Raw genomic sequence first — 21,375 nt, 5'->3', positions numbered from 1 at the left:
ATTGATTGGTGTCTACGACTACCAACTACCTTCTCTTAAATACGACGTTTTCACCGTCGTCGCTGCGATGGCCCATGCGTCGGTAAACCTGTGGATCGATGTCGTATTCCACCAGATCGACCGAACCATCGCACATCGCCATGACAACACCACCGGGGTGGGGACCTCCGAATACCTCGCGCCATGGCTCAACCCGTACCTTTTGGTTGTTCCAGATCGCGTCGGTTTCTTTGAAGTCATCCTGCACAGTGGAATCAGGTGCAGGTTGGTGGGTAGGTAGCAAACCATCATAGAAAGTCGAACGGGCGGTGTCGTCCTGGAAGCCTGTATACATGCTCCAGTCGTCCGCAATCCAGTCGCCGGTTTCGTATTTCGATTCCGGCAGATAACGCTCGCCGATGGCAAAGGTCTTGCTCATACCGTCGGTGACGTTACGAATTTTCACCGAGGCACCACAGTACGAAATACCACTGAACGAGGTCACCCGAGGAGGCCAGCCCGCAGGAGTAGTCGTGTAGTTGCGAGGCGAAATGGCCTGGCAATCGAGGTCCGAACGGGGAACATCGCCAACGTTCACCGCATAGTCGGAACGAGCTTGTTGCTCGGTATCGTAGCTGATCACGCCCCCTTGGCCATTGCCCGACAGCGATCCACCCAGCAACGAGGGATAAGGTCGAGGCTGCCGACGACTCGGGCAATTCATGATCGGCAATGGAGTTGAATCACGAGTGATAAACGCTTGCGAACGTGCAGCACCAGTTAGACCAGTACCAAGATCGTGCAATTGTTCTTGCTCGACAAACGGCAAGATTGAGTAAATCCAGCTACCTGGCTGGTCGGGTCCGCTACCGCGGTCAGGGTCGCCGGTCCAGCTGCCGAACCAACCCGATGAAGGCCAACTGCCATAGGTCGATTCGTGATTCAGCATGGCCAACGAAAGGTTCTTTTGCTGACTAATGCACTGGGCGCGACGCGCCGACTCTCGAGCCGCTTGCACGGCGGGAAGCAGCAAGGCCACAAGGATGCCAATGATGGCAATCACTACTAGCAACTCAACCAACGTAAATGCAGGGCGGCGGATTGCCGAGAAGCTTTGCACTTTCTCGGACTGTTTACGAAGGCTCCCTGCTAATAAAAACTGCATTCCCTGCTCCCATAGGGTTCGGAACAAACACTAGTTACTTACGCGATGCTTCAATTGTAATTAAAGAAAAAAAATTACAATCGCTAACACGCTGGCCGCAGCACTAACGGCCCATAAATCGATTCTGTATCACCAGCATGGTGTTTGAGACACCGGCGGAAATCATCAGTACCGAGCACCTCACTTATGGCACTCCTTGCTCTGCATCCCCATGGAACGCAGAACACGAATGCCCACCACATGAAGGGTCAATCGTTATCCACAGTTCCGCCTGTGTGCCTTTATATTCCCGCTTTCTGCGATTCGTTACAGTCTTTCTCAGGTTTATTTGGCTATTCACTTCATCGGATTACCACAAACGTGGCAATGACGCTTCAAATGGTGCGGATTTTGGCACTTTTCGCTCGGCATTTTGTGCGGATCGAATGGTAACCGAAATCGACTAACGACCACGATGAACGTCCACTCGATGGCGTGTCTCCGACCAGCGTTCCCCCCCAACACCTCAGAGACAGATATGGACAAACAAAGTTCAGTGAGTGTTCAACTGGACCACGTTGTCGAGTACAACTAAGTAGTACAGGCCCCCTTCGGTTTGCCGGTTGATTCCCCTACGCAGGCGACTCCGGTTGAGTCTTCACGTTGCCCGAGAACCCGACTGATGCCAGACGAACAAATCCCCCCCGACGGCCCCATTCAGGCCAGCGAAGCCTTTGTTCAGCTTTTGACAGGCGAACAATTTCGACTGCTTCACTACATCACCATGCTCCTTGGCGATGTCGACTCCGCGCAGAATGTGCTGCAGGAAACCAACATTGTGCTCTGGCGCAAGTCGACGGACTTTGAACCGGGCACCAACTTTTCGGCATGGGCGCGAAAAGTTGCGTACTGGAAGGTTCAGTCGTTCCTTCGGGACCAACAGCGGGAGCGTCACGTGTTTGGCGACGCATTGATCGCACGCTTGGCGAACCAGGAGACCACCTCGGAACAAGAAATAGAAACTCGCGTCGCCCTGCGTGATTGCATGACGAAGGTAAGCGACGAGAACATTGGCTTGCTTCGCGATCGCTACGCGAATGGACTATCGATATCGGCTTTGGCTGCAAAACTCGGCCGTACCGAATCTGCGATAAAAGTTCACTTGATGCGTCTGCGACGATTGCTGCAAGATTGCATCGAACGAAACCTTGCCCGCGAACTGGAGTAACATACGTAGCGATTCACACCACTTCGCTGCCATTATCTCTGCAACACGATTCAAGCCGACCACTTCCCATATACATGTACGAACAAGAAAAACAGCAGATCCGCGAAATCGCCGCCTGTATTGCCGAGAAACAGGCGAACGACGAAATGCTGGCGCGATTAGCAGCGCTAATCGAATCAAACGAAGAGTTGCAGGAGTACTATTCGACAACTCTTTTCCAGCAAATGCTCCTACAGAACGAGCTGGATCTTGGTCGCATGGAATTTTGCTCAGTAGTTGCGACCAAGCCCGATCAGGCAGCGAGCAAACAGTCAGTCGAATTCAGTTGCCAAGACTTAGCGACCCTTGCTTCGCTAGACCTTGAAACCACTCCTAGCAAAAGCGCATTGCTGGCCACTTCGGGTTCGTCACGACGCTCCCTGTATTGGGGTGTCTACTCAGCCATCGCGGCAACGCTGTTTGTCGCACTCTACTATGCTTTCCGAAGTGCTCCAGATCAGGTCGCAACGGTTTCTCTTCCTCCCACCGTTGCTGCCATTCCGTTATCCAATCCCACCGAAGGCGAAGTGGTGGTTCGCGATGATCGCGCGCTCTCGATACTTGGCCAACTGACCCGAACTGGTTCGCTCGATAGCATTCGGCTTGCAAGTTGCCTTAGTACGCTCAATCCAACCGAAGGTCTCTGCCCGTGCACCGGCACCGCCTGGCTTGAACGGGGGCAGGACAACGATCAGCCTGGCTACCTGGTTGCTCTCGAACCAGGACAGCAGATGGACATCCTTGTCGACGCTTCGGCCTGGAGCCAGAATTCGCTTAGCATGGTGGAGCTCGACAGCGAGGGGCGGCTTTCTGGTGGGTGGACCTCGTTTAATAATCTGTATGAAAACAACATTGAGGCTCCGGTGCGTCGGCACGGGCTCGTGGGACAACGCACCGAGTACAACACCAGCAACCGCACTCGCTACTTTCTGTTCGCTGGCTCGCACATCGTGCCATCGACTCCCAGCGATAGCACCTGGCATCTGAGCGATTGCCGAGTTCGCTTTGAAACCGATTTCCTTTTGGCGATCGGCTGGGACGACCGCGTGTACGTTCCATCGGACGAATCAGAGTCGGAAACTCTAACCTCCGACAAAGACTTCAACGACATGGTCGCAACCATCCACTTTACCACTCCCGAAGTGGCGAAGGTGGATATGGAACTGCCCCATCCCGCGGTGGAATACATGCCTGCTCCTATCGTGGAGCGGATGATCGTGGACGATATCGATTATGGACAGCACCTCGAGGTGAAACCTGGAGAGCGCTTGATCTTATCGTGTTGCAGTAGCGCCGAACTGCAGAATCGGATTCGCTTGATCGAGCTTGATACGAATCGCGTCGTCTGGGTGAATGAAGGTACTCCCTACGTGGAGGGGCAGAAGCAACCAGGCGATCGCGGGATCTACGTCATCACCAACCGCTCGGATCAACCGCAGCGTTTCCTGCTACAGGTGCACCACCATTCCTATGAGGATGATCCCACCGATCCCTGGCGCACCACGTTTGGTCGGCAACTATGCGGCACCGAAAAGCACGCCTATTTCGGATTCGAGGATAGCCTGGAAATCTGGAATCGGAGCGACTGGCAGGACATCTGCGTTTCGGCCCATTGGGTAGGGATGTAACACTCTCGCTTGAGAGTCGCTCATAAACCGGGGAATCAAAACCTTACAACTGCATCACCGCACGCACGCCGATCACGAGTGCGGGATCTACTTCCTGTCGCGCTGGCATCAGCACCTGCACGTCTGGCGAGATGTTGAGCCACTTTGTCACTTCGCAGTTGTAGAACATTTCGACCCCATACCCATCGCCGATGGGACCTAGGGGAATCTCCAGGAAGGGGCTGATCTGATCGCTGGTACCGCTCATGAACCAGCCGAGGCCAAACGTATCGTTGCGATGGCCACAGTAGGGGTTGTTACCGCCAATGCCTAGACTCAAGAAATAGGCGATTGGGTTCGCTTTGTCGTCCGCAATGCCCGCGCGACCAAACAGTCCCCAACCTTTGCTAGGATCACAGCGATCGGTGTAGAGGTATTGGTCAAAGTTGTAGTACAGCGACCACGAGCCTTGAGTTTCGTTGATCGCCACTTCGGGAAAGATCACCCGCGGATCCTGGTCGAGGGCGACGTAATCGCGGCTGCTCCAGGTGCCGCCAAACAGATGATGGCCAGGCTTGCCCCAGAACGTCGACGGCAGTCGCAGTTCGGCGCTCATCGCCACCCCGTCGGCAAACAACTCGTCGAACCCAGCCCTGTTTGCTGTGTCGCGTGGGTTGATGATCGTGTAATTGAAGAGCGGCTCGCCACCCTCGCCCATGATCAGAAATCCACACCCGAGCGACGAGTAGGGTACAGTTCGCAGCGCGATAGGATTCACGACGAATCCACTGTTCATGAATTGGGTCTTCCCTCGACCACTCGCAAACGCATTCGCGTCGCCGTCGAGTGTGTCGAGTTTGCCGAAGAACACCGCGGTTCGCTCGTTGAGGAACTGAGTGAACAAGACATTCGTCAGCATCAAGTCTTCACTGTCGGCTACTGGCAAATCAGCAAGTACCGTCGCCGGTAGCACTGCTCCGGTAGAAGGATTAATCGTCTCTCCAAAGCGATGCTCGGCCCGCACTTTCAAGAACAGACCTTCCTGAACGCCGAGTTTGCCGAAGTCGACATTGGTAACATAGTCGCCGTGTCCTGCGTAGGTAAAATGACGCTCGAGTCCTCCCGATGTCACTCCATGGTAAAAGTGGGCCACGTCCATATCGAACGTGATACCGTTCTCTGCCAGGCAGGTACGATTGCCACACCAGTCGCCGGTTAACGTCTCAGCGCAGTAGCAGCCATCGTTAAACACACCTTGGCCGTTTGCCACGCCGATGATCGCAGTAGCAATCATCAACGATTGAAAAATGACAGCGACGGAAGTTCTCATCATCCGATCCTTGGAAACGAGATTGGCAATCGATCCATTTACAGAAGCCCGAAGTCCTGTATCGGTCCTATTTGGGTCCAGAAAAAACAGTACCTGCATCAATCCGTAAAACCGTTACGACAGGTTTGTATTCCAATGCACGCCCGTTGGCCGAACATGAACGCTTTGTGAAGATCATTCATTGAATCTTTATCTCCAGGTGAGTAGCGATGGGTAAATCAGGTGATCTAAATGCCCCATTTCCAAGGTTATTTCGACCAAAGACTTGGCGAACGGAACTCGCACGATCTTGAAACTAGTAAGCTGCCAGAATCTGGACCTTTAGGCTCACAATTCATTGCAACCCGTTAAAATCCCCTTATACTTCCTAATGCCCCATGGCGTTCTCGCTGCCTGGTCGGGCTTCGTGGAGGGGGGCTTTTCACTTCTTACCCAGGGGAGGTTCTTATGCGGCAATCCATGATGCGTCTCTTCCAGACGCTCAGTCTGGCAGTCGTTGCCATGGTGGTGGGTAGCCACTGCTCGGCGGCCGACAAGCCCAACATCCTTGTGATTTTTGGGGATGACATCGGCCAAAGTAATGTCTCTGCTTACACGATGGGCCTGGTGGGGTATCGTACCCCGAACATCGATCGCATCGCCCACGGTGGGATGATCTTTACCGACTACTACGCCGAGCAAAGCTGCACCGCGGGGCGTTCGACCTTCATTACTGGTCAGTGCAGCTACCGCACAGGTTTGTCGAAGGTCGGTCTGCCGGGGGCGGATCTTGGCTTGCAAGCCGAAGACCCCACGCTGGCCGAGTTGCTCAAACCGCACGGTTACGCCACTGGTCAGTTTGGTAAAAACCACCTTGGCGACCGCGACGAATTCTTGCCGACCATGCATGGATTCGACGAGTTCTTTGGCAACCTTTATCACTTGAATGCCGAGGAAGAACCGGAGAATCGCAACTACCCACGCGATCCAGAGTTCCTCAAGCGATTTGGTCCTCGTGGCGTGCTGAAGTGCAAAGCCAATCCCGATGGCACACAAACCATCGAAGACACCGGCCCGCTGACCAAGAAGCGGATGGAACACGTCGACGACGAGACCTCCGAAGCTGCGATCGACTTCATGAAGCGTCAGGTAAAGGCCGACAAGCCGTTCTTCTGCTGGTGGAACGCGACTCGTATGCATTTCCGCACGCACGTCGCTGAAGATCGTCGGGATAAACCAGGCCTGACCTCGCGTACCGAATACGCCGACGGCATGATCGAGCACGACAACCATGTTGGCAAACTGCTCGACACGCTCGAAGACCTCGGCATCGACGAGAACACCATCGTGCTTTACACCACCGACAACGGCCCACACAAAAACAGCTGGCCCGACGCTGGTTTGAGCCCCTTCCGCAACGAGAAAAACTCGAACTGGGAAGGTGCTTTCCGCGTGCCATGCGTTATTCGTTGGCCAGGCAAGATCAAGGAAGGGAGCGTTTCGAACGAAATCGTCAGCGGCCAAGACTGGTTGCCGACGCTGATGGCCGCGGTGGGTGAATCGGACATCTCCGAGAAACTCAAGGCTGGCCACAAGGCAGCTGGTAAGGAGTTCAAGGTTCACTTGGATGGTTACAATCAGCTTCCTTACCTGACCGGCGAAGTGGATGAATCGCCTCGTAACTCGTTCTTCTACTTCAACGACGATGGCCAGTTGGTCGGTATGCGGTTTGAGAACTGGAAACTTGTGTTCCTCGAACAACGCGCCCGCGGAACTCTGCAGGTGTGGGCCGAGCCGTTCACCGAACTTCGCGTGCCCAAAATCTATGATCTGCATGCGGATCCGTACGAGCAGGCCGACATTACGTCGAACACCTACTACGACTGGCTGCTGGAACATGCTTATATGTTGGTTCCCGCTCAGCAGTACACTGGCAAGTTTCTGGAGACCTTCAAGGAGTTCCCCCCACGTCAGAAGCCAGCGAGCTTCAACTTGGAGGAAGTCATGAATAAGCTCCAAGAAGGTGCTCCCGGGTCGAACTAGACCTTTTTCTATCGTAATAAGCCTCTTCTTTACTCGTGGGAATATTGCCATGAAGCCGCTGTTTTTGTTACCCATTCTCACATGTATCCTTAGCGCGGCCGCGCAAGAGGCTGCCACCAGCGATCCGCTTGCTTCGTGGAACGACGGAGCCACCAAACAAGCGATCGTCGATTTTGTCGAACGGGTCACTACCAAAGACTCGCCCGACTTTGTCGCGCCCGCGGATCGCATCGCGGTGTTCGACAACGACGGCACCTTGTGGTCCGAACAACCGATGTACGTACAACTCGCCTTTGCGCTCGATCGCATCAAGGCAATGGCTCCGGATCACCCGGAATGGAAAACGGAGCAACCTTTTCAAGCAGTGCTGGAAGGGAACTTCAAGGCGATGGCCGCTAGCGGCAACGAAGGGCTTCTGAAGATCATCGGGGCGACCCACGCTGGCATGACCAACGATCAGTTTGCCGAGATCGCCCGCGACTGGTTTGCCACGGCCAAGCACCCCAAGTACGACCGACCTTACACCGAGTGCGTCTATCAGCCGATGCTCGAGTTGCTCGCGTACCTGCGAGCCAATGGGTTCAAGACCTACATCGTCTCGGGCGGCGGCATCGACCTGATGCGTGTGTTTTCTGAACAAGTTTATGGCATTCCTCCCGAGCAAGTAGTCGGCAGCAGTATTGAATTGGAATATGTCGAGCAGGACGGCGTGCCGACCTTGATTCGAAAGCCTCAGGTGGCTTTCATCGACGACAAAGCCGGCAAGCCGGTTGGTATTGATCGCTACATCGGCCGCCGCCCGATTGCGGCGTTTGGCAATTCCGATGGCGATTATGAAATGCTTCGCTACACCACCGCGGGCGATGGCCTGCGGCTCGGTGCGATTGTTCATCACACCGACGACGAGCGCGAAGTCGCCTACGACCGCGACTCGCACATCGGGCGGTTAAACAAGGCGCTGGACGAAGCGCCGGAGCGGGGATTCCTGCTCATCGATATGAAACAAGACTGGCGGCAGGTGTTCCCCAAGAAATAGCTTGGTGGATCTAGCTGATTAGTTAGTCTCCCTCTTGTTTGGCATCTGCGGAGCTAGCGTGCGGGCGCGATCCCGACTGGTGGGATACTGCGCGCCGGTGGCTGCGAGTTGCTCGATCATCTCGCCCATCATCCGTGCGAGCTGCTCCGGTTCGCTCGACGAGAGATCGTTCGACTCGGTGGGGTCCTCGGCCAGATTGAATAATTCGTATCGCTTGTTTTGGGGATTCGTTTTCGGCAGGTAGTGGTAGGCAATCTTCCAATCGCCATGGCGATAGATCGTGAAGTAGTTGCTGCGATGCACCGAGTGCGGGTAGTGCATCAGGAACGTCTCCGGGCGGGAGTCGTCGTGCTTGCCAGCCAGCAGCGGCTGAAGGGCAAAACCATCGACCGGGTGATTCGCGGGATTGTCGAGTTCGGCGATTGAGAGAATCGTGGGAAGCAAGTCGCAGACCGACGCCACCTGCGACTGAATTTGCCCCTCAGCGATCGGCACCGCCGCCTGCACGGGGTTCGCAGGATTCGACTTCGCCCACCCCGCAATCATCGGCACCCGCACGCCCCCTTCGTAATGCGAGCCTTTCTTGCCGCGCAACGGAGCGGCCGAGGCGATTTCGTGAGCGCCGCCGAGCGGGGCGTCGCTGCCGTTGTCGCCGAGGAAGATCACGATCGTCTCTTCGGCCACCCCAAGCGACTCGACATGATCCAATAAATCACCGAGCGATTTGTCCATGCCCTCAATCAGCGTGGCGAACGCCTGGGCTTGGGGTTTCTTGCCCGAATCGCGATAGTGATCGGCAAATCGCGGATCGGATTGAAACGGCGCATGCACCGCGTAGTGGGCCATGTACAAGTAGAAAGGCTGCTTGGCTTCCACCGCTTCGGTCACCTGCTGCTTCGCTTCGCGCGTGAGTGCCTCGGTAAGGAAGATCTCCTGCCCGTGATATTTCTCCAGGCCAGGCACTGCCTGAACGGGGTTCTTCTCGCCAAAGTTGTCGGTGCCATAGTAGCTCGCAGGATGTCCGGCCGCGTGCCCAGCGATGTTCACGTCGAAGCCAAGATTCAGCGGCTCGGCTCCTTCATGGTTGGCGGGCCCGAAGTGACCTTTGCCGACGTGGATGGTTCGATAGCCGCCAGCCTGCTCGAGCAAGCGAGGGAGCGTTACATCGCTCTTCTTAAGCCCGGTCCAGTTCCAGTCGGCCGGCCCAAACGGTCCCCGATTGTTCGACTGCGGATTGATCCAGTTGGTCGTGTGATGGCGACTCGCGTTCTGCCCGGTCATGATCGATGCCCGAGTCGGAGAGCAAACGCTCATCGCGTAAAAATTGTTGAGCCGCACCCCTTGCTGGGCCAACCGCTCCATGTTGGGAGTGCGATAATAGTCGTTCAGAGGATGCCTAACCGCGTTGCCTTGCTCGTCGGTCAGGAAGGGCAGTGAGGTATCCATGATGCCCATGTCGTCGACCAGGAACAGGATGACATTCGGCGCCGCAACTGCTTGCTGACCAGCAGCGAGCACCGCTGCGGCCATCAGCGATCCGAGTAGCATCACGCAGAATGGCCGGTAGATGATCGTTCGCATGAAAAGTCGCCTTCCAATGTAGGTTTGCTGTTACCTCTCGACGCTGCTTACCTCGACACTCGCTCCAAGTTGCTCTTGGGCTTTGCCAATGTAGTAGGCTTCGATCGCTCGGGTGATTTCGGCACCCACCAAAAATGCCAGCGATGTGTAGTAGCACCAGGCCAGCAGTACTGCCAGCGAGCCAGCAGCCCCATAAGCGGACCCCAGATGCATGTGGGTGAGCAACAACGCCAGCAAAGTTTTGCCCAACATGAACAACAGGGCGGTGATCATTCCCCCCAGCGACGCGAATTTCCATGTTACCCGCGTGTCGTGCAGCCAGCGATACACAAGCGTAAAAAAGCACATACTTACGATAAAATCCGACGTGAACGAAATCAGCCACCCTGTCTGCGGCAACTGCTGGTTCAAGATCGATTCGTTCAGCACATCGCCGAGCGTTGTTAGCGTGGCGCTGATCACCATCGTGAGCAACAGCAGGAAGCCGATGACGATCACGAAGCCTAGCGACAGCAGTCGGCGAATAAAGAAATTGCGTTTTCGCAGCCGGTCGACGTCGGGCTCGTGCTTCCAGATCAAGTTCAGTGCGATCTGCACCTGCACGATCACGCCCGAAGCACTGAAAAACAGCATGGCGGTCACGAACAACACACTGGAGGTCGAGGGAGGCAACTTGGTAGCCCGATCGATGAGTTGCGCCACCTGATCGGTGCTGAACGAGCCGACGACGCCGCCGACCTCGTCGATCATGTGCTCGCGAACCGTATCGCCGGTACCGAGAGCGCCGATCCTCGCCAGATACCCCCCAATCGAGATGGTGATGAGCAAAATGGCTGGCAACGAGAAGATCATGTAATACGCAATCGCCGCGGCCATCTGCGGAACGTGATGATTCATCACGCCGACCGTCGTGGTACGTAGAACACCGAAGATTGCCTTTGCGATGCGAATGATAAATGCCTTTAGTCGCCTGAGGATGCTATGTTTTTTACCTATCCGTTTTAACTTACACGCTCTATCTGAACCATGGCGGATGGAAAGTGTCCGCTTTCTGCCGATTTGTTTTCGAGCGAGCCTGCGGGGAAACGAAGTTTTTTGGACTGCCGTTTTTGACCTGCTGAAATTGCCCGCTAAAATCACCTGATTCGAGTCCGTATCGCTTCCCCCAGGATCCCCCCCATGCCATCTATACACCCTCGGGATGCCATTGTTCGCCCGCGAGTCCGGGGAGGAGAGGGGCAGGTTAGCTTGCTCGAGGATCTGGTGGCCGAACACTTGGACAAAGGCACCACCGGCATCTTTTGGGTCGTGGGTGGCGCTGGCTCGGGCAAGTCGACCGCGGTCAGGCATCTGCACGAGACCTTTCCCAATCTGCTGGTGCTCGACGAGCCGAGCTTGGCCGACGTGGCCGAGCAGGCCGAAACCCAGTTGGTGATCGCTACCAGCGGGGTAAAGCTCTCCCGTCGCTGGCGACGCTGGCAACTGTTGCCATGGGGGCGGGACGATCTGGTTGAGTACCTGCTCGCAGCCCACTCCGACCTTTGCAAGCATGTGATGAACCGACTGGGGACGCACGCCCAAGGCATCTGGCTTCCGGAACTGGCGACCATCGTGCTCGACCACTTTGCCGCCGACCAGACGCTCGACGATCCGACCGAAGCGATGCTGGCCGAGGTTCGCGAACGAGCAGGGGGGCAGGATGGGTTGATTGCGGCCATGAAGGCTTGCTTGACCATGCTCAGCGAGCAAAACACCTGGATGTTCACTACCTGGATCTCGTTGCTGCAACGCGAAGCGACGCCGGAACTCAAGGCGTTGCTCCGCCACCGTCCGGTGCAACTTCCGCTCGCAGCGACGTGGATCGTCGCCGCCGAGTCGACTCGTCGACTCAGCCGACGATTGCTGTTGCCGTTGCCGCCCGATTTGATTGATCTCACCGCCCGCTACTTTCAAAAGAAAGGAGACGGGCAAAAGAAGGGAGACGGTCAAACCAAGGAGGATGAGCAAACCAACGCAGAGGGGACTGCTCTGCTGTTGCAACTGCTCGAACAGGGTGGGGGTCTGCTGGAGCAGGGGGGCTGGTCGTCGGCCGACCCGATGGCTGCCAGCATCCTGCTGCGACTCGACCCAATGTGGCGGCCGACGCCGGAGAGTCGCCGGCTCTGGAACCTTAGCGGGGGATCGTTCCCCCGCGCCCACTGGACCGAAGTAAACCTGGCCGACGCCAAGCTCGGGCAATGCGATTTCAGCGAAGCCGATCTGGTCGGCGCCGACCTGTCGAATACTCGGCTGACATCTAGCTCGTTTGAAGGAGCCAACCTGGCCGGCGCGCAGATGCAACAAGCGATCGCGCTGCAAGCCAACTTTGCCCACGCCAAGCTGGCGGGAGCAAACTGCACGAACGCCAGCTTCTCGCGAGCCGACTTCTACGAGGCCGATCTGCGAAATGCCGACCTCTCTGGTGCACGTCTCACCAACGCGGTGCTCACCCGGGCGAACCTGTCGAACGCCAACCTTAAATCGGCTCGCCTCACCGGGGCCAACCTGGAGGAAGCCAACCTGAACAGCGCCGACCTCAGCGGTGCCCAACTCGAGCATGTCGACCTGCGTACGCTTTCGCTCGACGGTGCGAAGTTCAGCCGGGCGAACCTGAACCACGCCCAGCTGGAAGACGTGAGCATCGAAGGGGGCAGCTTCTACCAGGCCAACCTTTCGTACGCCCACCTCACCGGCTCGCAGTTTCCCGGCGGCGACTTCTGCCAGGCCCGGCTGGTCGATGCCCATCTGGCGGAAATCAACTGGGAAGGTGCCGACCTGCGACGCGCCAATCTGCGCGGGGCTTCGTTCCATATGGGTTCGTCGCGGAGCGGGTTGGTCGACAGCCCGATCGCCATGGAAGGGAGCATGACGGGATTCTACACCGACGAGTTGACGGAACTTCATTTCAAACATCCTGAACAGGTTCGCAAAGCCAATCTGCGCGGCGCAAAACTCCGCGGCGCTCAAGTCGATGGGGTCGATTTCTATCTGGTTGATTTACGCGACGCCGAACTCGACCCGGCCATCGAACAGCAGGCCCGCCAAACAGGGGCGATTCTCGACGATTTTGATTATGAGGATTGATCGCAACGCAGTACGAGCGCGATGCCGACTGGCTGTGCTGTGCTGTGCTGTGCTGTTGTGCCCCCAGTTCCGAGTGGGGGCAAAACCGATTCTCCTAAGTTGTTGTGTGTTCGCGACTTAAGACATTTCATTTGCCACCAAACGGGACATCTCATTCGTGGGGGCAATTCTTACGACTCCGGCAGTTGTTGCAAACTCTTTCCTAAGCACGACTTACAGCCGACTGAATCGACGCAAGTGGTTTTCAAATGCCCCCAGCGTGGAGCGATATTTTTCGACCACAGCATTTGGTGTTTAGTCAATCTACCGATGGTGTTTTCTACTGATAACATGCGAGTTGTTCCTCGTGACGCGAACGAGCTTCGATACATATACATTTGTTCTGTACTATTAGATCACATCGCCCGCGTGATTCAAGCATTATTTTTGGCCATTTGCGTCGGCCGAACTGGCATCACCAGTGGGAAGGGAAGACTACACTGGGAGACTTGGCGAGCATTGCTCTCGTTACAATCGACGACCCCGTGTTGGAACCGAACCATGGCGACCCTTAGCTCCACATTCTTGCCACACCTTGCCGCGCTGACTGTTTTGCTGAGCCTGACTGGCTGCAGCGATCCACCGGCCACCAGCCCCTCTTCCGCAAACAAGACGGCAGCGCCAGCAGCCGAGGACTCATCCGCTAGCACGCCGATCGCCGAATGGAAATTGACCGAAGAGCAACAGGCGCTACTCGGCGAGAAGTTCGAGATGGGGCAGTTCGTGTTTCAGCCCCCGAAGAGTTTCACCTTCATCGAGCAAGTGCAACAAGGCAATTCCTACACCTGGGTAGGGCCTGTACGTCAGGACGAAACCTATCCCATGCTGATGGTTATTATCGTACCACTGAGATCGGTGAACTATCCGTCGCTCGAAGCGATGCTCGAGGACTCCATCAATGGCATTCGACCGCATCGCAATTCATTCTCCAGTTCTCCGATCGAAACGGGCATGGTCGGCGACCTGAAGTTCGTCCGCAGCCACGTGGTCGGCGAAGTTGCCGACGGCGCTCGCGAAGGCCTGATCGGCCGGACGATGCACACCACGCTCTACGTCACCGAAAACAACAACACGATCGTGCAGATCTTGTGTCAGGACGTGGCTCCCGATCACGAACCAGGAATGGCTGAAGCCGAGGCCGCGGCGATGTCGTTCACGGCGAAACCACTGGCGATGCAGTCAGCCGAGGATTGAAATAAGCAGGACTGACCAAGTGGTTGCTGGCCAGCAAGCAGATAGATTAATGGCCAGCATGAACCGCTAGTCGAGTGCTCACTGGGGGGGATTAGAGCTTGAAGCTCCACCCGATCGGCTACCTGAGACGAGCCTGGCACAAGTCGCCAGCTTAGCGACCGCGCATAAAAAAGTGGACAGGACTGGGATCGAACCAGCGACACCGGCCTTTTCAGGGCCGTGCTCTACCAACTGAGCTACCTGTCCAACGAAGACTTTCATCTTAATCAACAACCCGCGGATGGCAAAGGGCAGGGGGCAACCGTCTGAAAATCAGGTGCTCGAAGCCCAGCAGCGGGTCCTATCTACATCGCCAACTTCGCGGGTAGTTGTTAAACAAGACCTGCAAAAAACAGGCGATCCGCTACCTGCTGGGTAGGGAATCCCCTCGCTTGGAAAACAAAATCGTGTCTGCATTTCATTGCAAAGCTGCCTGCAAGAAATTGCAAAACCCATGCATTGCAAGCATCTAGACACGCAAGGCCTTGTTTAGGGTTCGCAGTGCGAGAGGAAATGGCGAAATCCCCATTCCCTTCCAGCGGGAGTGTTGTAGGATATGGCGGTAGACAAGTCCTGTATGCCGTGGGCACGCACCGCAAAGATCCCGCCTAATTCTCTCCCAGCGGGCCTATGGCAGTCGAGTGGGAGAAGCCTTAAATCGTTATAGGGGTTGACCTAGCGTCGATTTTGTGAAAAAAATCACAAACTTCCATTCGCCGGATTTACCGTCCACCAGCGTCCGTTCGTCACTGCTACCGCCCAGCGTCTCAACATTCCCGCGTTAAGCGAGTTGCCCGCCCGATCATGCCTCAGCCAATCCGCATTACCAAAGGTCTTGACATTCCCCTCGCTGGCGAGCCTAAGCAGCAAATCAGCGACGCCGTACCTGCCACTCGCGTGGCGCTGCTGGGCGACGACTACATCGGCATGAAGCCGACGATGTTGGTTGCCGAAGGCGACACCGTAAAACGGGGTCAGGTGCTGTTCACCGACAAAAAGCTGCCTGCGGTCTGCTATACCGCACCGGCGGCAGGCCGCGTGGTGGCCGTGTCGCGGGGTGCCAAGCGAAAGTTCCTGTCGGTCACCATCGAGATCGACGGCGACGAGTCGGTCGACTTCAAGTCGTACACCGACAGCAATCTCACTCAGTTGCCAGCGGTCGAAGTTCGCGAGCAGTTGATCGCATCGGGCCTGTGGACCGCCTTGCGGACCCGCCCATTCAGCAAAGTGCCCGATCCGGAAACATCGCCGTACGCGTTGTTCGTCACCGCGATCGACACCAACCCGCTGGCCGCAGATCCGAAGATCGTGATCTCGACTCGCGAACGCGAATTCAAAGCCGGTCTCGAGGCGCTCAGCACTCTGACCGAAGGCAAAACCTACCTCTGCAAGGCCGATGGCGTGAGCCTGCCTGGCGATGACCTCGACTGCGTCGAATCGGCCTCGTTCGCTGGCCCGCACCCCGCCGGTTTGCCCGGCACGCACATTCACTTCCTGGCGCCCGTGAACTTGGAACGCCACGCGTGGTACATCGGTTACCAAGACGTGATTGCCGTTGGCCACCTGTTCCTCACGGGACAACTGAGCAACGAGCGAGTGGTCGCCCTGGCTGGCCCCGCGGCGAAAGACCCACGACTCGTCCGCACCCAACTTGGCGCTAACATGACCGACCTCACCGCCGGCGAGACCACCGACGCCGAATATGGCGTGCGGGTGATATCGGGCTCGGTGCTGGCTGGTCGCAAGTCGGTAGAGCCTGTCGACTTCCTCGGCCGTTACGACAACGCAATCACGTTGATCGCCGAAGGCAAGCAACGCGAGTTGATGGGCTGGAGCGGTCCTGGCTTCAACAAGTTTTCGATCAAACCGATCTTCGCGTCGGTACTGTCGGCTGGTCGCCGATTTGCGATGACCACTTCTACCGAAGGTAGCGAGCGGGCGATTGTGCCGCTTGGTTCGTTCGAACAAGTGATGCCGCTCGACATCATCGCGACCCCGCTGCTGAAATCGCTGGTAGTCGATGATACCGAGCAAGCCCAGGCACTTGGTTGCCTGGAACTAGACGAAGAAGACCTGGCCCTGTGCTCGTTTGTTGATACCGGCAAGCACGACTTTGGACCGATCCTGCGTCGCAATCTGACGACCATCGAACAAGAGGGCTAAACCAAGCCCACCATCCGCAAGAGGAATGAGGAAACTCGTGTGAGGCATCCCTCACCCGAGCACTAAGTCCCAAAACGAGTATCCCCCTGATATGAAATTCCTTCGCAACCTGCTCGACAAAGTAGAGCCTTTGTTTACCAAGGGCGGTAAGCTCGAACGGTTCTACCCGTTGTACGAAGCGGGCGACACGTTTCTGTTCACGCCGGGCGAGGTGACCAAAACCGGTCCCCACGTTCGCGACAGCCTGGACATGAAGCGGATGATGTCGACCGTGATCGTGGCCTTGCTGCCATGCATCCTGATGGCTCTCTACAACACCGGGTATCAAGCCAACCTGCAAATCTATGCCGGAACCGGCACCGCTATTGACGACTGGCACGAAACGGTCTTCACCGACATGGGATTCACTCACGATCCCAACAGCGTTCTATCGTGCTTCGTGTACGGGGCGTTGTGGTTCCTTCCCGCGTACATCGTCACGATGGCCGTGGGTGGTACGATCGAGCTGATCTTCGCCTTGGTTCGCGGTCACGAGATCAACGAGGGCTTCCTCGTCACCGGCATGCTTTTTCCGCTAACGCTACCGCCGACGACACCGCTGTTGATCGTTGCGGCCGGTATTGGATTTGGTGTGCTGATCGGCAAGGAAGTGTTCGGCGGCACTGGTAAGAACTTCCTGAACCCCGCCCTCACCGCCCGCGCGTTTGTGTACTTTGCCTTTGCGAAGTACCTGTCGGGCGAGACAAACCCCTTAGGCCAAGGCGTGTGGGTCGCAGTACAGAAGACCGACGCCTTCTCCGGAGCGACCACACTCGGCAAGATGATGACCGCCACGGCCGAGCAAGGCCCGAGCGAAGCGATGGCCGAAGTGGTGCATACGGTCTCCGAAGGGGCGACCTTCGACTGGATGACCGCGTTCCTTGGTTTCATCCCCGGTTCGATGGGCGAAACCTCGGCCTTGGCCTGCCTGATTGGGGCCGCCATCTTGATCGCCACCGGCATCGGTTCCTGGCGCATCATGACTGGCTGTGTGCTCGGTCTGCTCGCAACCACCTGGTTGCTGACGCTCACCTTCACCGGCAACCCTGTTGTACAAATCCCACCGTACTGGCATCTGGTCATTGGTGGCTTTGCCTTTGGCACCGTGTTTATGGCCACCGACCCGGTTTCGGCCGCCATGACGAACAGCGGCAAGTGGTGGTACGGAGCCCTCATCGGGTTCATGACCGCCCTGGTGCGAGTGGTGAACCTCGGCTTTGCCGAAGGTATCATGCTGGCCATTTTGTTTGGGAACGTCATGGCTCCCACGATCGACTACTTTGTGATCCAAGCGAACATCAAGCGGAGGCTCGCACGATATGGAACGTGATTCGTTTCTAGGAACGATCTTGGTAGCGCTAGGCGTTTGCGTAGTTTGCTCCGTGCTTGTAGCGAGTTCCGCTGTCCTCCTGAATGGACGACAGGAAGAGAACAAGCTGCTGTACAAGCAGCTCAACGTATTGCGCGCTGCGAACCTGGTCGATAAGAAGGCTGATCTGTCGAAAGAAGAAGTCGACGCGATTATCGAAAAGCGGGTCACCACGCTGCTGGTCGATTTGGAAGATCAGACCGTAATCGAGGACTGGAAGGAAAAGTACTCCGACTTCGATCCTCGCGATGCTGCCAACAGCAAAGAACTTGGCAAGGAGATCGAAGGCGTCACCCCCTCGCCAGGCATCAAACGCCGGGCCAAGATGCAGTTCGTCTATGAGATCCACGCCGAAGGCGATCCGAACAAGATCGAACAATATGTGCTGCCGGTGAGCGGCAAAGGTCTCTGGTCGACCCTTTATGGGTTCCTGTCGATCAATGCCGATGGCAAGACCGTCGAAGGCATTACCTTCTACGAACACGCCGAAACACCAGGCCTTGGTGGTGAAGTCGAAAACCCCACTTGGCAGCAGAAATGGGAAGGCAAGCTCGCCTACAACGACGAGCACGAAGTGGTGATCAAAGTGATCAAGGGTTCGGCTCCTAGCTCGGGCCCTGGCGCCGATACCACGATCGATGGCCTTTCGGGTGCAACGATTACCACCAATGGTGTTTCGAACTTTGTGCAGTACTGGCTGGGCCCCGATGGGTTCGGACCTTTCCTCCAAAAACAGACCGCAGGCTCGGACCTCTAGGCAACTAAGAGCAGTTCGTCACGCTTCGCTCTAGATACTTCCTTGGACCAATTTGATCATGGCCAAAACTACCCCTTCCAAAGTGTTGTTGAACCCGATCTTCAACAACAACCCCATCGCGCTGCAGGTGCTCGGCATTTGCTCGGCTCTGGCGGTGACTACCAAACTGGATAAAGCCATTACCATGGCCATCGCAGTGACTGTGGTTACCGGTTTTTCCAGCGCCGCTGTCAGTGCGATTCGCAAGCTGATCCCCAGCAGCATTCGCATTATCGTCCAAATGACGATCATTGCGTCGATGGTGATCATCGTCGATCAGATCCTGAAGGCCTACTTGCCAGACATCAGCCGCACGATGAGCGTGTTCGTCGGCTTGATCATCACCAACTGTATCGTGATGGGCCGCGCCGAAGGCTTCGCCATGAAGGAAGGCCCTTGGTTGTCGTTCCTCGACGGCATCGGCAACGGCCTCGGCTACAGCTTGCTGCTCGTGGTCATCGGATTCTTTCGCGAACTATTTGGCTCGGGTTCGATCCTCGGTTACCAGGTACTGGCAATTTACGGAACCGACGAAGGAGGCTGGTACGAGCCGAATGGCTTGATGCTGCTTCCCCCGAGTGCGTTCTTTCTGATCGGCATCTTCATTTGGATCCTTCGGTCGTTCAAGCCGAACCAGATGAACTCCGATCCCACGCTGTAACCTTACACCTAACGCTGTCCGACTCCCTCGCGATCGCACACTAACCAATATTTGGACCCATCCACATGGACCTCCAGCACTACTTCAACATCTTCCTCAACGCCGTGTTCGTGCAGAACCTGGCGCTGGTGTTCTTCCTCGGCATGTGTACCTTCCTGGCCGTGTCGAAGAGCATTAAGAATGCCATCGGTCTGGGCATCGCGGTGATCGTGATCATGACGATCACGGTTCCACTGAATAATGCGATCTACGTCTATCTGCTCAAGAAGAACGCGATCGCCGATGGAATCAACCTCGAGTTTCTCTCGTTGATTAGCTTCATCGGTACGATTGCCGCCATGGTGCAGATTCTGGAAATGACGCTCGATAAGTTCTTTCCCGCACTGTACAACACGCTGGGTATCTTCCTGCCGCTGATTACGGTGAACTGCGCCATCCTGGGTGGTTCGCTGTTCATGGTCGAACGCAGCTACAACCTCGCTGATAGTGCTGTGTACGGTTTTGGTGCTGGTTTCGGCTGGGCCTTGGCCATTCTCGCCCTCGCAGGTATTCGCGAGAAACTGAAGTACAGCGACGTGCCCCACGGGCTCCGCGGCCTCGGTATCACGTTCATAACGGTCGGCTTGATCGCCTTGGCTTTCATGGCCTTCGGCGGCATCAACCTGCCTGAGTAACTTTCACTATATCCTATCATTCAAGCGGAATTGCTCCGCCATTTGATTCTCGCTGAGGCATCCCTCATGGAACCGATTACCATCGTTTACGGCGTTGCCATGTTCACCGGCGTGGTCGTGGCGCTCGTACTGCTCATTCTGTTCGCCAAGTCGCAATTGGTGGCATCGGGCGACGTATCGATTGAAATCAACGAGCAAAAAACGATTCACGTGCCAGCCGGCGGCAAACTGCTCGGAGCCCTGGCCAGCGAAGGCATCTTCGTTTCCAGCGCCTGCGGCGGCGGCGGAACCTGTGCTCAATGCCGAGTGAAGGTGCTCGACGGGGGTGGCGACATCCTGCCGACCGAGAAGACACATATCAATAATCGCGAAGCTCGCGAAGGCTGCCGGCTGTCGTGCCAGGTGGCCGTAAAGCAAGACATGAAGGTCGAGGTACCGGACGAAGCGTTCGAGACCAAGAAGTGGGAGTGCGAGGTCATCTCGAACCACAACGTCGCGACCTTCATTAAGGAATTCAAGCTCAAGCTGCCCGAAGGCGAAGATGTGAATTTCAAGCCGGGCGGTTACATCCAGATCGAATGCCCTCCGCACGAAATCCACTACAAGGACTTCGACATTGAAGAGGAGTACCACGAGGACTGGGACAAGTACAACGTTTGGCAATACGTGTCGAAGGTCGACGAAGAGGTGGTGCGAGCCTACTCCATGGCCAACTACCCTGGCGAGAAGGGCATGATCATGCTCAACGTTCGTATCGCCAGCCCACCGCCACGCCTGCCGAACGTTCCGCCTGGAAAGATGTCATCGTACATCTTCTCGAAGAAGCCCGGCGATAAAGTCACCATCAGTGGCCCTTACGGTGAGTTCTTCATTAAGGATACCGACGCCGAAATGGTTTACATCGGTGGTGGTGCTGGTATGGCTCCCTTGCGTAGTCACATTTTTGAACTGTTCAAGGAACGCAAGACCAACCGCAAAGTGTCCTACTGGTACGGTGGTCGTAGCACCCGCGAATTGTTCTATGTGGATGAGTTCCGCGATATCGAGAAGGATTTCCCGAACTTCAAGTTCAACATCGCCCTGTCCGACCCCATGCCCGAAGACAATTGGGATGGCTACACCGGGTTCATCCACCAGGTGCTGCTCGAGAACTACTTGAGCACGCATCCCGCGCCGGAAGACATCGAATACTATATCTGCGGTCCTCCCATGATGAATGCCGCGGTGTTCAAGATGCTGGACGAACTGGGCGTTGAGAAGGAAAACATCGCCTACGACGACTTCGGCGGATAAAATAGGGAATCGCTTCCCT

The 21,375-nt window shown here is 56.3% G+C and carries 16 protein-coding genes and 1 tRNA gene; 12 read left to right on the top strand and 5 right to left on the bottom strand.

Features of this window, described 5'->3' with window-relative positions:
• Nucleotides 1–25: 25 nt before the first annotated feature.
• Nucleotides 26–1,144: a DUF1559 domain-containing protein gene (locus Pan181_RS11035; protein ID WP_145246862.1), complete on the bottom strand. Its 1,119-nt coding sequence runs from the start codon at nt 1,142–1,144 to the stop codon at nt 26–28.
• A 661-nt stretch (nt 1,145–1,805) separates the two neighbouring features.
• On the opposite strand from Pan181_RS11035, the gene Pan181_RS11030 reads away from it, so the two are divergent.
• Nucleotides 1,806–2,351, top strand: a complete 546-nt coding sequence (locus Pan181_RS11030; protein WP_145246861.1) for a sigma-70 family RNA polymerase sigma factor — start codon at nt 1,806–1,808, stop codon at nt 2,349–2,351.
• Between the two features lie 74 nt (nt 2,352–2,425).
• Nucleotides 2,426–4,018, top strand: a complete 1,593-nt coding sequence (locus Pan181_RS11025) for a hypothetical protein (protein ID WP_145246860.1) — start codon at nt 2,426–2,428, stop codon at nt 4,016–4,018.
• 43 nt (nt 4,019–4,061) lie between these two features.
• Here the strand turns inward: Pan181_RS11025 and Pan181_RS11020 are convergent, their stop codons facing one another.
• The gene (locus Pan181_RS11020) at nt 4,062–5,330 is read right to left on the bottom strand and encodes a carbohydrate porin (RefSeq protein ID WP_231943808.1); all 1,269 of its coding nucleotides are present in this window, start codon (nt 5,328–5,330) and stop codon (nt 4,062–4,064) included.
• Nucleotides 5,331–5,786: 456 nt separating this feature from the next.
• On the opposite strand from Pan181_RS11020, the gene Pan181_RS11015 reads away from it, so the two are divergent.
• Together Pan181_RS11015 and Pan181_RS11010 are read left to right on the top strand one after the other, a co-directional pair.
• The gene (locus Pan181_RS11015) at nt 5,787–7,349 is read left to right on the top strand and encodes an arylsulfatase (RefSeq protein ID WP_391483980.1); all 1,563 of its coding nucleotides are present in this window, start codon (nt 5,787–5,789) and stop codon (nt 7,347–7,349) included.
• Nucleotides 7,350–7,398: 49 nt separating this feature from the next.
• A complete protein-coding gene (locus tag Pan181_RS11010; protein ID WP_145246857.1) occupies nt 7,399–8,385 on the top strand; it encodes an HAD family hydrolase in 987 nt (328 codons plus the stop codon).
• Nucleotides 8,386–8,403: 18 nt separating this feature from the next.
• Here Pan181_RS11010 and Pan181_RS11005 read toward each other — a convergent pair whose 3' ends face one another.
• Nucleotides 8,404–9,966: a sulfatase gene (locus Pan181_RS11005; RefSeq protein WP_145246856.1), complete on the bottom strand. Its 1,563-nt coding sequence runs from the start codon at nt 9,964–9,966 to the stop codon at nt 8,404–8,406.
• 30 nt (nt 9,967–9,996) lie between these two features.
• Nucleotides 9,997–10,863 carry a YihY/virulence factor BrkB family protein gene (locus Pan181_RS26090; protein ID WP_197529160.1) on the bottom strand — a complete coding sequence of 289 codons (867 nt, stop codon included), beginning with the start codon at nt 10,861–10,863 and terminating at the stop codon, nt 9,997–9,999.
• A gap of 282 nt (nt 10,864–11,145) precedes the next feature.
• Here Pan181_RS26090 and Pan181_RS10995 point away from each other — a divergent pair, with 282 nt between their 5' ends.
• Entirely contained in the window at nt 11,146–13,089 is a 1,944-nt protein-coding gene (locus Pan181_RS10995) for a pentapeptide repeat-containing protein (protein ID WP_145246854.1), read from the top strand.
• Between the two features lie 540 nt (nt 13,090–13,629).
• Nucleotides 13,630–14,322 carry a hypothetical protein gene (locus Pan181_RS10990; protein WP_145246853.1) on the top strand — a complete coding sequence of 231 codons (693 nt, stop codon included), beginning with the start codon at nt 13,630–13,632 and terminating at the stop codon, nt 14,320–14,322.
• A gap of 173 nt (nt 14,323–14,495) precedes the next feature.
• Here the strand turns inward: Pan181_RS10990 and Pan181_RS10985 are convergent.
• A tRNA-Phe gene (locus tag Pan181_RS10985) sits at nt 14,496–14,568 on the bottom strand.
• Nucleotides 14,569–15,165: 597 nt separating this feature from the next.
• Between Pan181_RS10985 and Pan181_RS10980 the strand changes: the two genes are divergently transcribed.
• The 6 genes from Pan181_RS10980 (at nt 15,166) to nqrF (ending at nt 21,356) form a co-directional block, all read left to right on the top strand.
• Nucleotides 15,166–16,524, top strand: coding sequence for a Na(+)-translocating NADH-quinone reductase subunit A (locus Pan181_RS10980; protein WP_145246852.1), 1,359 nt, complete (start codon nt 15,166–15,168; stop codon nt 16,522–16,524).
• Between the two features lie 91 nt (nt 16,525–16,615).
• Nucleotides 16,616–17,893 carry an NADH:ubiquinone reductase (Na(+)-transporting) subunit B gene (locus Pan181_RS10975; RefSeq protein WP_145246851.1) on the top strand — a complete coding sequence of 426 codons (1,278 nt, stop codon included), beginning with the start codon at nt 16,616–16,618 and terminating at the stop codon, nt 17,891–17,893.
• Nucleotides 17,883–18,689 carry a Na(+)-translocating NADH-quinone reductase subunit C gene (locus tag Pan181_RS10970; protein WP_145246850.1) on the top strand — a complete coding sequence of 269 codons (807 nt, stop codon included), beginning with the start codon at nt 17,883–17,885 and terminating at the stop codon, nt 18,687–18,689. The genes Pan181_RS10975 and Pan181_RS10970 overlap by 11 nt, the downstream gene beginning before the upstream one ends.
• Before the next feature lie 58 nt (nt 18,690–18,747).
• Nucleotides 18,748–19,389 (top strand): NADH:ubiquinone reductase (Na(+)-transporting) subunit D, encoded by a 642-nt coding sequence (locus tag Pan181_RS10965; protein ID WP_145246849.1) that lies wholly within the window; start codon nt 18,748–18,750, stop codon nt 19,387–19,389.
• A 65-nt stretch (nt 19,390–19,454) separates the two neighbouring features.
• Nucleotides 19,455–20,063 (top strand): NADH:ubiquinone reductase (Na(+)-transporting) subunit E, encoded by a 609-nt coding sequence (gene nqrE / locus Pan181_RS10960; protein ID WP_145246848.1) that lies wholly within the window; start codon nt 19,455–19,457, stop codon nt 20,061–20,063.
• A 66-nt stretch (nt 20,064–20,129) separates the two neighbouring features.
• Nucleotides 20,130–21,356, top strand: a complete 1,227-nt coding sequence (gene nqrF, locus Pan181_RS10955) for an NADH:ubiquinone reductase (Na(+)-transporting) subunit F (RefSeq protein ID WP_145246847.1) — start codon at nt 20,130–20,132, stop codon at nt 21,354–21,356.
• Nucleotides 21,357–21,375 lie beyond the last annotated feature (19 nt).

This window comes from Aeoliella mucimassa, from assembly GCF_007748035.1.
GTDB classification, from domain to species: domain Bacteria; phylum Planctomycetota; class Planctomycetia; order Pirellulales; family Lacipirellulaceae; genus Aeoliella; species Aeoliella mucimassa.
This window is presented reverse-complemented; position numbering and strand designations above follow the sequence as displayed.